Origin of the sequence: Actinophytocola oryzae, from assembly GCF_004364325.1 — a bacterium.
Lineage (GTDB): Bacteria > Actinomycetota > Actinomycetes > Mycobacteriales > Pseudonocardiaceae > Actinophytocola > Actinophytocola oryzae.
Genome location: NZ_SOCP01000002.1, coordinates 726,440 through 738,239, shown reverse-complemented (window position 1 = coordinate 738,239; position 11,800 = coordinate 726,440). Strand labels below are relative to the sequence as shown.

Genomic DNA, 11,800 nt, shown 5'->3' with positions numbered 1-11,800 from the left:
CGCTATTATCACTGAGTGAAATCCGATTCGGCCCAACGAAGTCCGGCGGCTGACGGAGCCATCAACCGGACGTTGCGGGTGCTGACCGCCGTCTGCGAGGACGGTCCGCTCACCCTGACGGCACTGTCCGGCACCACCGGGCTGACCCCGCCGACGCTGCTGCGCACGCTGCGGCTCATGCGTGACGAGGGGTTCGTCGTCCAGGACGAGGACCGCAAGTGGCACGCCACGATCCTCGTCTGGCGCCTCGGCTGCGCGGTCAACGACTCCATCGGGCTGCACCGGATCACCGACCGCGTCCTGCGGGAGCTGGCCGAGGTCATCGACGAGACGGTCGTCTACGCCACGTTCGAGAACGGCTGGCTGACCTACTCGGGGCAGGCCGAGCCGGACAAGCCCGTGCGCACCCACATCCCGCTCGGCGGCCACTACGGCCCGCTGGAGACGCGGACCGGGCACGCGGTGCTCGCCTGGCTGACCAGGGCCGAGGTCGACAAGATCATCGAGGCGCAGGCGACCACCGCCTACACCCCGCACGCACGCAAGGCGCTCTACCAGGAGCTGCTCGACGTCGCGTTGCGCGGCTACGCCAGCGGCACCGGTGACCGCTGGCCAGGCGTCTGGGGGGCGGCCGCGCCGGTGTTCAACCACCGTGGCCAGCCGGTCGGCGCGGTCGGCGTGTCCATCCCGACCGGCGGGGTGCCGGACAACGGCGAGGCGATCGCCGCCAAGGTCAGCGCCGCCGCGCAACAGCTCACCGTCGAACTCGGCGGTCCCGCCGAGCGGCCGGCCTCGCCACTACTCGCCGCCGCGGTCCACCGACGCGGCCCCGCCCGCGCCCGTTAGGTCCCGTCCTCCGGAGCACTCCGGAAGGCGGTCACAGCCCCATCGACTTGGCGATGATCGACTTCATCACCTCGCTGGTGCCGCCGTAGATGCGGGAGACGCGCGCGTCGGCGTAGAGGCGGCAGATGTCGTACTCGCGGACGTAGCCGTAGCCGCCGTGCAGCTGCAGGCACGCGTCGACCACGCGGCCCTGCATCTCGGTGCAGAACAGCTTGACCTTCGCCGCGTCGGGGGCCGACAGCGTGCCCTGCTCGTGGTCGGCGATCGCCCGGTCCACCGCGAGCTGGCCGACCGTCACCTGGGTCTCCAGGTCGGCGAGCACGAACTTGGTGTTCTGGAACCCGGACAGCGGCTTGCCGAACACCGACCGGTCCTTCACGTAGGCGACCGTCACCTCCAGCGCGGCGACCGCCTGGGCCTGCGCGTTGACCGCGATCGACAGCCGCTCCTGCGCGAGGTTCCCCGTCAGGTACTCGAAGGCCCTGCCCTCCTCGCCGAGCAGGTTCCCCTCCGGCACGAGGACATCCTCGAAGAACAGCTCGGTCGTGTCCTGGGTGAGCAGGCCGAGCTTCTCGAGGTTGCGGCCCCGGCCGAACCCCGCCATCCCCTCCTCGACGACGAGCAGCGACAGCCCACCGCGCCGGTTCTCCTCGTGCGACGTGCGCGCGACGACCACGACCAGCTCGGCCTGGCTGCCGCCGCTGATGAACGTCTTGGCGCCGTTGAGAACCCAGCCGTCGGCGGTACGCCGCGCCGTGGTGGACATGCCCGCGAGGTCGGAGCCGGTACCCGGCTCGGTCATGGCGATCGCCGACATCAGCTCACCGCTCCCCATCCCCGGCAGCCAGCGGGCCTGCTGCTCCTCGTCGGCGTAGGCCAGCACGTAGGGCATCACGACGTCCGTGTGCACGCGCAGCGCGCCGAGCGTCGAGCGGGTGTAGGCGATCTGCTCGGTCACCACGCAGTTGAACAGGAACGACGTCTCCCCCGCCCCGCCGAACCTCGTGGGCACCTGGATGCCCGTGACGCCGAGCTTGCCGACCTCGCGGTAGAGGTCGCGCGGCACGGCGCCTGCCTCCTCCCACTCGGCCAGGTTCGGCACGACCTCGTTGGTGAGGAACGAACGCAGCGAAGCGGCGAACGCGTCGTGTTCGGGGCCGTAGATCGTCCTCTGCATCGGTTTCCCTTTCGTGCTAACACAGTTCGCGGAGCGCCTCGAGTGCGCGCGGTCCGTCGGAGCCGGCGTTCACGTTCACGCGGAAGTCGGTGACGCCCGCGGCCCGGTAGGCGGCGAGGCGGTCGGCCACGTACGACGGCGGCCCGCACACGGTGAGCGCCTCGACCAGCTCGTCGGACAACGCGTCCGCCGCGGCACCGGGTTGGTGGTCGAGGTAGAGCCGCCGCACCCGGTCGGCGTCCTCGGTGAAGCCGTAGCGGCGGACGAGGTCGTTGTAGAAGTTGGCGTTCGCCGAGCCCATGCCGCCGACGTAGCGGGCGATCGACGGGCGTGCCCTGTCGCGTGCGGTTCTCACGGCGGCCGGGTCGCCGGTGGTGACCTCGACGTGTGCGCCCGCGGCGATGCGCAGCGGCGGCAGCGCCGGATCCCGTTGTGCCGCACCGGCTCGGAGGTCCTCGCCCCACACTCTGTCCGCCAGTTCCGGCACGAACAGGGTTGGCAGCCAGCCGTGGGCTATCTCGGCGGCGAGCCGGACGTTGCGTGGGCCGAGGCTCGCGAGCCACACCGGGATGTCGGCACGCACGGGGCGGGTCATGAGCTTGAGCGGCTTGCTCCCTTCCAGCGGGAGCGTGACGGTCCTCCCGTCGTAGCGCAGGACCTCGCGTCGCCACACGCTCCTGCACACCTCGACGACCTCGCGGGTGCGGCGCAGTGGACGGTCGAACGCGACACCGTGCCACCCCTCGACGACCTGCGGTCCCGACGTGCCGAGGCCCAGCTCGAACCGGCCGCCGCAGAGCTCGTCGAGGGCCGCCGCGGACTGCGCGAGCAACGCGGGGCTACGGCTGAAGACGTTGAGCACGCCTGCGCCGAGCCGTACCCGCGAGGTGGCGGCGGCGCAGAACCCGAGCACCGACACGGCATCGCGGCCGTAGGCCTCCGGTACCCACACCATGTCCGCACCGGCGGCTTCGACGTCACGCAGGAAGGCGGGCAGCGCGGCGGTTCCCGCGGTGAGGTCGACGTTGACGGAGAGTTCCATGGTCATATCCGTTCCACCCTGCCCTCCCACAGCTCCTCGCGCAGCACCCGGCGCAGCAGCTTGCCGACGTCGGAACGCGGCACCGCGTCCCGGAACTCGATGGTGCGCGGCACCTTGAAGCCGGCGAGGTGGTCGCGCAGGTACTCACGGATCGCCTCGGCGTCCGTCACTGCGCCGTCGCGGAGCACGACGACGGCGTGAACCCGTTCGCCCCATTCGGGATCGGGGGCGCCGACGACGCAGGCGTCGAGCACGTCGGGGTGACCGGCGAGGGCCTGCTCGATCTCTGCCGGGTAGATGTTCACCCCGCCGGAGATGATCGTGTCGGCGCCCCGGTCGCACAGGAACAGGTACCCGTCCGCGTCCAGGTAGCCGATGTCGCCGAGGCTGGTGTAGCCGGCGTCCGTGCTCGCCGCCGTCTTGGCCGGGTCGCGGTGGTACTCGAAGGCCATGGCGGCGTTGGCGAAGTAGACCTGGCCGATCTCGCCGGACGGCAGGTCACGCCCGTCCTGGTCGACGATCCGCAGCGCGACGCCCTTGCGTGCCCTGCCGACGCTGCCGGGGTGGGTCAGCCAGTCCTCCGCGTCGATGAACGTGGCGCTTCCCTCGGTGCCGCCGTAGATCTCGTGGATGATCGGGCCGAGCCACTCGATCATCGCGCGCTTGACCGGGACCGGGCAGGGAGCGGCCGTGTGCACGACCGACCGCAGCGACGAGACGTCGGCGGCGCCGCGTTCCGCCGGGTCGACGGCGAGCCACTGGCCGAACATCAGCGGCACCACGTAGGTCCAGGTGATCCTGTCGTCCTCGATCGCCCTCAGCGCGGTCCGCGCGTCCCACCTGGACAGGATCCGTACCGTGTGGCCGACCTCCAGTGCCTGCACGGCGTAGGCGAGCGGTGCGGCGTGGTACATCGGCGCCACGGACAGGTACCGGCCGTCCTCGTGGTCGGCGTGGTAGAGCCGGGCGCGTGCGACGACCACGGCGGCCGCCTCCTCCGGCGTGCCGCCCGGCAGCGGACGCCGCACGCCCTTGGGCCTGCCGGTCGTGCCCGAGGTGTAGAGCATCCGCTGTCCCGCACCACGGCCTGCCGGCTCGTCGGTGCCGATCCCGGCGGTCAGCGTCGGCGTCCCGTCGAGTACGACGACCCGGTCGGGTGCGAGGCCCGCCTCCGCCGCGGCGGCCAGTGCGAGGGGGCGGAACGCCTCGACGGTCAGCAGCACCGTGGCGTTCGCGTCGCGCAGGACGTAGGCGAGTTCCGGCGCGGTGAGGTGCCAGTTGAGCGGGGTGAAGTACAGCGGCAGCTGGGTCACCGCGCGCTCGGCGAGCACGATGTGCCTGCCGTTGGGCAGGAGACCCGCGATGCTCTCCCCCGGCTGGACGCCTGCCGAGAGCAGCCCACCGGACAGTCGGTTGGCCTCGGCTTTCAGTGCGCCGTAGGTGATCTCGCCTGCCTCGTCGACGATCGCGACGCGATCGGGGTCGACCGCGGCGTAGTGGGAGAAGGTCCGCACGTCCTCACCGTCCCGACAGGTGTCGCGCCAGCAGGTCGCGGTGGTGTGTGGGGTCGCCGAACAGGTGCGCCGACGCCTTGGCGCGCTTGAGGTACAGGTGCGCGTCGTGCTCCCAGGTGAAACCGATGCCGCCGTGGATCTGGACCAGGTCGCCGGCACACGCCACGTACGCGTCGGAGCAGAAGGCCTTCGCGAGGCTCGCCGCCACCGGGACGTCCTCACCGGTGGCGACCGCGTCGATCAGGTGGTGTGCGGCGGACCGGGCGGACTCGACGCGGGCGAGCATGTCCGCGCAGCGGTGCTTGATCGCCTGGTAGGAGCCGATGATCCGGCCGAACTGGACGCGCTGGGTGGCGTAGGAGACCGAGAGGTCGAGGCAGCGTTCCGCTCCCCCGACCTGGCTCGCCGCGAGGCAGGCGATGGCGACCCCGACCACCTCCGCCACCACCTCGGCCTCGATCGCGGCACCTTCGACGACGACGTCGTCGAGGCGCAACGCGCCGACGGGCTGGGTCCGGTCGAGGCAGTCGAGCGTCCCGACCGTGACGCCGGGCGCGTCCGGGGCGACCGGGTACACGCCGAGCCCGTCCCGGCCTGGGGCGACGACCAGGACGAGGTCGGCGGACGGCAGGTCGGTGACGTAGGCGACCCGCCCGGTGAGCCGGCCGTTCTCGGCGTGTACGCCGAGTCCGTCGGGGTTCCACCGGCCGTGGTCGTCGAGGAAGGCGACGGTGGCGACGGTCGTCCCGTCCGCGATGCCCGGCAGGTACCGTTCGGCGACCTCGCCGCCGAGCCCGGTCAGCAGGCGCGCGGCGAGCACGGCCGACGACAGGTACGGCGCCGCGACCACGAGCCTGCCCAGTTCCTCGCACACGAACGCGGCCTCGACGACCGAGGCGCCCGCTCCGCCGTACTCGGCGGGTACCAGCAGTCCGGTCGCGCCCATGCGGGCCAGCCCGGCCCACGCCGTGGTGTCGAACGGCGGGCCGCCCTCGACGGCGACCCTGCTGACGGTCGTCGGCCAGGCCCGTTCCAGGTAGCGGCGCACCTCGGCCTTGAAGGCCAGCTGCTCGTCGGTGGGTTCGAGCATCACAGGGCACCTGCCAGGTCGCCGATCATGTCCAGCTGCTCGACGGCGTCCTCGAACAGCAGGGACAGGAACACGCCGTCGACGACCGGGTCCAGCTCGGCGAGGCGGTCGCGGCAGGTGTCGACGGTGCCGACGACGGCGAACCGGTCGAGGAGGTAGTCCTCGATGTCGGGACGGTCGGCGAACATCGTCGCCACCGGGTTGGCACCGGACCTGCCGTGCCAGGCGAAGTCGTAGCCGGCGTAGCGCTCGGTGAGAGTCTCCCGCATCGCGGCGGGCACGTTCTTGCCGTCGAACGTGCCCGCGAAGTTGAACCGGGAGGCGCTGATGGCGCGCGGCAGCATCCGCGTGCGCAGGGCAGGCACGTCCGACTCGTCACCGGCGACCGCGAGGCGCACCGACGCCCACAGCTCAACCGGCCCGCCGTGCGCGGCGGCAGCGGTGTCCCGGAGTCCACGCAGGGCGGGGAGATCACGACCGGCGCCGCCGATGACGCCGTCGGCGCACCGGCCGGCCAACGCGGTGGCACGCGGCCCGCTCGCGGCGACCTGCAGCCGGACGTCCGGAACCGCGGCACGCAGCTCGGTCAGTGCCGCCTCGAGGACCGGCAGCGGCGCGGGGTCGAGCCCGAAGGTCCGCACGGCCGAGTCACCCCGGCCCATCCCGACCACGAACCGCTCGGAGCCGAACGTGCGGGCGGCACTGGCGTGGACGGACACGTGTCGGGTCACCGGATTGGTGACGCTGGTGAGCACGGTCAGCGTCGACGTCACCGCGAGTGCGTCGGCGCATGCCGCGTACAGCTCGCCGTAGTGCGGCGAGTCGCCGATCCCCAGGCCCCACAGGCCGGCACGTTCCGCGCGGCGGGCGACCTCGCGGGTCAGCTCGGGGCTGATCGGCAGCCAGTTGGCGGCGAGCCTCATCCGACGACCTCCTGCCACGGCGTCTTCCTGGTCGGGTCCGGTTCGCGGGGCAGGCCGAGCGCGCGCTCGGCCACCTGGTTGCGCAGCACCTCCGACGTGCCGCCCGCGATGGTCTTGGCCTGCACCCGCAGGTAGGCCCACACGTTCGCCGCGGTCCACGCGTCGGCCGGGTCCCGTGCCACGGCCGCCATGCCTGCCAGGTCGACGAACAGCTCCTGCAACCGCTTCGTGTGTTCGGCCTGGAGGATCTTGTTGTACGGCGCCCCCGCCCGGATCGGGCCACGGCCGGACGCCCGTTCGACCGCGCCGCGCAGGTTGTTGAGCGCGATCACCCTGCTCTCCATCCACACCCGGACGACCTCGTCGCGCTGGGTCGGCGAGAGCTCGCCGAAGTGCCCCGTCAGCTCGTCGATGCCCCGCCCCACCACGGATCCCGGCGGTGCGGCGCCCGTGCCGGAACCGGCCGAACGCTCGAACGCCAGCACCCCGCGCACGACCTCCCAGCCACTGCCGGGCTCGCCGAGGCGCAGCGTGTCGGCCACGACCACGCCGTCGAGGACCACCTCGAAGAACTCCGAGTCGCCGGTCAGCTGGCGGATCGGGCGGATCCTCACGCCGGGGGCCGACATGTCCACGCAGAACGTCGTGAGGCCCGCGTGTTTGGGCACCGAGCCGTCCGTGCGTGCCAGTGCGAGGCCCCACTGCGCGATGTCCGCTCGGCTCGTCCAGATCTTCGTGCCGTCGAGCACCCAGTGGTCCCCGTCGCGACGGGCACGCGTGCGCACCGCGGCGAGGTCCGAGCCTGCCTCGGGTTCGCTGAACAGCTGGCACCACAGCGCCTCGTTGCGGGCGATCGGCGGCAGCAGCCGGGCCTTCGCGGCGTCCTCGCCGAAGCGCAGGATGGCCGGGCCGACCCAGGAGGTGCCGATGGCGCTGGCGACGTTGCCGATCCGCCAGCGGCGCAGCTCGGTCCGCACGGCGACGGCCTCGTCGGGGCCGAGGCCCCGGCCACCGTAGGCAGGAGGCCACTCCGGGGTGAGCCAGCCGTCGGCGGCCACGAGACGGACCACCTCGTCGGCGGCGGACGAGGAGCCGCACTCCTCCAACGCGCCGACGTCCTCGTCCGCCGCGGCCATGACCCACTCGGCCGGGAGCCGGTCGGTGAGCAGCGCGCGGAACTCCTCCAGAGCGGTCACGCCTGCTCCGGGCGGACGCCGTTCGTGGTGGACACCGGCACGCGCTGGCTGGTCCGGCGGTCGAGGACGAGGCCTGCGAGCAGGTTGCGCATCACCTCGGCGGTGCCGCCGCCGATCGAGAGGCCGCGGCCGTCGCGGAACAGCCGCTCGAGCGGCCAGCGGCGGGAGTAGCCGCGGGCGCCGTGGATCTGGATGGCGTCGTTGGTGACCCGCTGCACCATCTCGCTGGAGAAGAGCTTGGCCATCACGGTCTCGCGCTGCGGCGGGAACCCGTCGCCCGCCGCCCGTGCGGCCCGCCAGGTGAGCATGCGGGCGAGGTCCACGTCCAACGCCATGTCGGCGACCTTCCACTGCAGGCCCTGGAAGTCGGCGAGCGGACGGTCGAACTGCCTGCGTGCCTTGAGGTGCGCGATGCTCGCGTCGAGCGCGCCCTGTGCGAGCCCGGTGCACATGGCCGAGTTGCCGCACCGCTCCGGGTTGAACTGGTTGACCAGGATCTCCGCGCCCCGCTTGGACTCCGGGTCCGGTGCGATGAGGACGTCACGCGGCTCGATGCGCACGCCGTCGAACCGGTAGGCGCACTCCGCGACGCCCCGGATGCCCATCTTCGGGTCGACCATCGGCTCGGACATGCCCTCGGGCCTGCCCTCGATCACGACCGCGCCGATGCCGTACGGGCCGACGGTGCCGGGCAGCCGGCAGAACACGATGATCGTGTCCGCCTCGCGGCCGCCGGTGATCCAGCTCTTCAGCCCGTGGAGCCGGTAGCCGTCGCCGTCCGCGACCATCTCGGCCCGCAGGTCGGTGCCGGCGGTCCCGGCACCCGGCTCGCTCATGGCGATCGCGTAGTGCCGCTCGCCGGTCGCGATGCCGGGCAGCCAGCGCCGCCGCTGGTCGGCGTCGCCGAGCACGTAGACCGCGCGCCACGGTCCGTTCAGGAACGGCTGCACGGCCATCGCGCTGGACAGGCAGGCGGTGGCCAGCTCCTCGACGACGAGGCAGCCGGTGAGCAGGCCCATGCCGCGCCCGCCGTACTCGGTCGGGAGCGTGACGTCGAGCAGGCCCGCCTCGCGGACCGCGTCGAGCGAGCGGCGCGGGAACTCCTCGGTCTCGTCCCAGTGCTGTGCCCACGGCCGCAGCTCGGTGTCGGCGACCTCGCGGGCCAACGTGCGGATCGCCCGCTCCTGCTCGGTCAGCTCCGACCACGAGCCGACGGTCGGGTCGGCGGAGCGGGGGTCGGGGTCGACCGGCTCCCAGACGTCGAGCCGGGAGTCGAGATAGGGATCGGTGTTCATGCGGCGACCACCCTTGCGTCGAGTGCGATGAGTCCGGAGTCGACCTCCACCAACGGGTTGCACTCCACGAGTGCGAGGTCGTGGCGTACGGCGAGGCCGGTGAGCGTCGCGGCGGTGGCCGCGAGCAGGTCGGGCAGGTGGGCGTACCGGTCGCCTGCCCGGGCGAAGACGACGGCACGCAGCCGCTCCGCGAGCCATTCCGGCGGCGCGGTGGCAGGCACGGTGACGGTGCGCCCGATGAGTTCGAGGTGGCCACCGCCGAGCCCGGCGGCGGTGACGAGGCCGAGCAGCGGGTCGCGGCGCACGCCGACGAACAGCTCCGGTCCGGCACGCAGCTGTGTCGCGACGATGACCGATGGCGCGAGTGCGAGCAGGGCGGTGGCCACCTCGGCGATGCCGTCCGGGCCGACGTCGAGCCGGACGCCCCCGCTCGCGGCCTTGTGCGCCAGCGTCGGCAGGTTCGCCTTCACTACTACGGGCCAGCCCAGCTCGGTACCCGCCGCGACGGCCGCGTCGACGTCGTGGACCTCCTGCCACGGCGCGACGGGCACGCCTGCCTCGGCGAGGAACCGCGCACTGGACGCGGTGTCCTCGGCCGCGAACATCGCGCCGGTCCCGGGTTCTGGGAGGGTGGCGGGCTTGTCGACGCCACCGGTGACGAGTGCCCGCACCGCGTTGCAGGCGGCCTCGAGGCTGGGCAGGACCGGTTCGCCGCGCCGGACGTGGTCGGCGACGGAGGTCGCGTCCCCGTCGAGCACGGCCAGCACCACGGGCACCCCGTGGTCCCCGGCGACGGCCGCCGCCTGTTCGGCGCGGCCGATCACCAGGACGGCATCCACCTCGCCGGTGTCGACCAGCGCGGCTCGCACGTTCGCGACCGCCCCGGTGTCCCCGATGACCTGGGCCGTGACGTCCACCGGGTTGGTGGCCGACGCGTAGGTCGGCAACAGTGCCCCGATCGACGCCTGCGCGCCGGGGCTCAGCGGCGTGAGGGCCAGGCCTCGCGCGGCGAGCATGTCCGCGGCGACCACCCCGGCCCCGCCGGAACCGGTGACCACCCCGATCCGGCCACCTCGCGCGGACGGCAGCACCGACAGGGCGACCGTCGCGTCGACCAGCTCCCGATCCGACCCGACGACCACGGCGCCGTGCATGAGGCACAGCTCGGTGAGCACCGCGTGGTCGGGCGAGACCGCCGCGGTGTGGGAGCGGGCCGCCCCCGCACCCGACTCCGAGGCGCCGCCCAGCAGCGCGACGACCCGCACCTCGGCCGCCCGGGCGGCGGCGAGCATCCGGTCGAGTGCATCCACGTCGCGGACGCTTTCCAGGTAGAGGGCGATCGTGCGTGGCCGGTGGGTGTCCGAGGCGACCAGCTCGATGGCCAGTTCGACCGCCGAGTAGTCGTGTTCGTTGCCGGTGGCGATGAACCCGTCGTAGTCGACGCCGTGCCGCCGGGCCGACCGGAGCAGCCGGGCGCCGAACGCGCCGCTCTGGGACAGCAGCACGACTCCGCTGCCGTGGCGGCAGTCCGTCATGTCGTCGAACGCCGCCGCGAAGGTGAGCATCGACCGCGACGGTGCGTAGTGCAGGCCGACCGTGTTGGGCCCCAGGATCCGGCTGTGCTCCGCACGCAGCGTCGTGGCGTCGCCCGCCTCGTCGAAACCCGATGACACCACGATGATGTGCGCCGCGCGGCCGTCGAGCCCGGTGAGGACCTCGGGCACGGCGGCGGCCGGGACCGCGACCACCGCGACGTCCACTTCGGACACCGCGCCTGTCACGATCTCCGCAGGACACCTCGCCTCGGTGAGGTGGCGCAGGGTTCGCGCACCGAGGCCGGTCTCCTTGGACAGCGAGCCGACGATCGCGATCCGCGACGGGCTCAGCAGGGTCTCGATCATCGCAGGTCCGCCGGGATCGTGACGTGTTTCGTGGTGCCCCACTCCGGCGGCCTGCGGGTCTTGAAGGCCGCGATCCCGCGCAGGGTCTCGCCGAGCGTGCGGATCCAGTTCAGGGTGCGCCGCTCGTAGTTGTAGGCGCGCAGGCGATCGGTCTCCTCCAGGAACTCGTACATGAGCCGCTTGGTGGCGGTGACCGACGCGGGCGCACACCGCTCCGCGAGGTCGTGCGCGACGGAGACGGCCTCGGTCAGCACGTCGGCCGCCGGCACGCAGCGGGAGGCGAGGCCGAGCCGATGTCCCTCGGTGCCGGTGATCGTGCGGCCGGTCAGCAGCAGGTCCATCGCGGTGGAGAAGCCGACGAGCCGGGGCAGGAGCCAGGTCGAGTTGCGGTCCGGGATGATCCCGATGCGGTTGAACGAGAACGCCAGCCGCGCGGTGTCGGCCACGACCCGGATGTCCCACTGCATGGCCCAGGTGAGCGACACCCCGATCGCGTCGCCGTTGATCGCGGCGATGATCGGCGTGGACAGGTTCCACGGCGCCTTCTCCGGCTCCCGCAACGACTCCACGTCGTGTGCCTCGCGGTCGCGCCAGTCCACCTGGTCGAGGTCGGCGCCGACGCCGAAGTGCTCACCCGCCCCGGTGACGACGATCGCCCGCACCTCCGGCAGCGCGTCGAGCCGCACCAGCTCCTCGGTCAGCTCCGCGCCCATGCGCGGGGTGTAGGCGTTGCGCCGCGCGGGCCGGTCGAGCCGGACGATCGCGACCGGGCCGTCCACCTCGACCGTGATGTCCTGTGTCTCAGCCATGATCTCC

General features: G+C 72.7%; 10 protein-coding genes. 1 reads left to right on the top strand and 9 read right to left on the bottom strand.

Translation table 11 applies throughout. From position 1 onward, the window contains the following. The first annotated feature begins 15 nt into the window (after window positions 1-15). Window positions 16-846, top strand: a complete 831-nt coding sequence (locus CLV71_RS06980) for an IclR family transcriptional regulator (RefSeq protein ID WP_133901763.1) — start codon at window positions 16-18, stop codon at window positions 844-846. A gap of 31 nt (window positions 847-877) precedes the next feature. Here CLV71_RS06980 and CLV71_RS06975 read toward each other — a convergent pair whose 3' ends face one another. From CLV71_RS06975 to CLV71_RS06935, 9 genes are read right to left on the bottom strand one after another with little or no spacing between them, the layout of a single operon-like run. After that, a complete protein-coding gene (locus tag CLV71_RS06975; RefSeq protein ID WP_133901762.1) occupies window positions 878-2,023 on the bottom strand; it encodes an acyl-CoA dehydrogenase family protein in 1,146 nt (381 codons plus the stop codon). Window positions 2,024-2,039: 16 nt separating this feature from the next. Further along, window positions 2,040-3,071, bottom strand: a complete 1,032-nt coding sequence (locus CLV71_RS06970) for an LLM class F420-dependent oxidoreductase (RefSeq protein WP_133901761.1) — start codon at window positions 3,069-3,071, stop codon at window positions 2,040-2,042. Then, on the bottom strand, window positions 3,068-4,579 hold the full coding sequence (locus CLV71_RS06965; protein ID WP_133901760.1) for an AMP-binding protein: 1,512 nt from the start codon (window positions 4,577-4,579) through the stop codon (window positions 3,068-3,070). The genes CLV71_RS06970 and CLV71_RS06965 overlap by 4 nt, the downstream gene beginning before the upstream one ends. 4 nt (window positions 4,580-4,583) lie before the next feature. Continuing rightward, window positions 4,584-5,669, bottom strand: coding sequence for an acyl-CoA dehydrogenase family protein (locus CLV71_RS06960; RefSeq protein ID WP_133901759.1), 1,086 nt, complete (start codon window positions 5,667-5,669; stop codon window positions 4,584-4,586). After that, on the bottom strand, window positions 5,669-6,592 hold the full coding sequence (locus CLV71_RS06955; protein WP_133901758.1) for an LLM class flavin-dependent oxidoreductase: 924 nt from the start codon (window positions 6,590-6,592) through the stop codon (window positions 5,669-5,671). The genes CLV71_RS06960 and CLV71_RS06955 overlap by 1 nt, the downstream gene beginning before the upstream one ends. Next, complete coding sequence (locus CLV71_RS06950; RefSeq protein WP_133901757.1) at window positions 6,589-7,788, bottom strand: acyl-CoA dehydrogenase family protein; 1,200 nt, start codon at window positions 7,786-7,788, stop codon at window positions 6,589-6,591. The genes CLV71_RS06955 and CLV71_RS06950 overlap by 4 nt, the downstream gene beginning before the upstream one ends. Beyond that, the gene (locus CLV71_RS06945) at window positions 7,785-9,083 is read right to left on the bottom strand and encodes an acyl-CoA dehydrogenase family protein (RefSeq protein ID WP_133901756.1); all 1,299 of its coding nucleotides are present in this window, start codon (window positions 9,081-9,083) and stop codon (window positions 7,785-7,787) included. Before CLV71_RS06945 ends, CLV71_RS06950 begins: the two co-directional genes overlap by 4 nt. Next, window positions 9,080-10,984, bottom strand: coding sequence for an acetate--CoA ligase family protein (locus tag CLV71_RS06940; RefSeq protein ID WP_133901755.1), 1,905 nt, complete (start codon window positions 10,982-10,984; stop codon window positions 9,080-9,082). Before CLV71_RS06940 ends, CLV71_RS06945 begins: the two co-directional genes overlap by 4 nt. Continuing rightward, the gene (locus CLV71_RS06935; RefSeq protein WP_133901754.1) at window positions 10,981-11,793 is read right to left on the bottom strand and encodes an enoyl-CoA hydratase/isomerase family protein; all 813 of its coding nucleotides are present in this window, start codon (window positions 11,791-11,793) and stop codon (window positions 10,981-10,983) included. The genes CLV71_RS06940 and CLV71_RS06935 overlap by 4 nt, the downstream gene beginning before the upstream one ends. Between the last annotated feature and the right edge of the window lie 7 nt (window positions 11,794-11,800).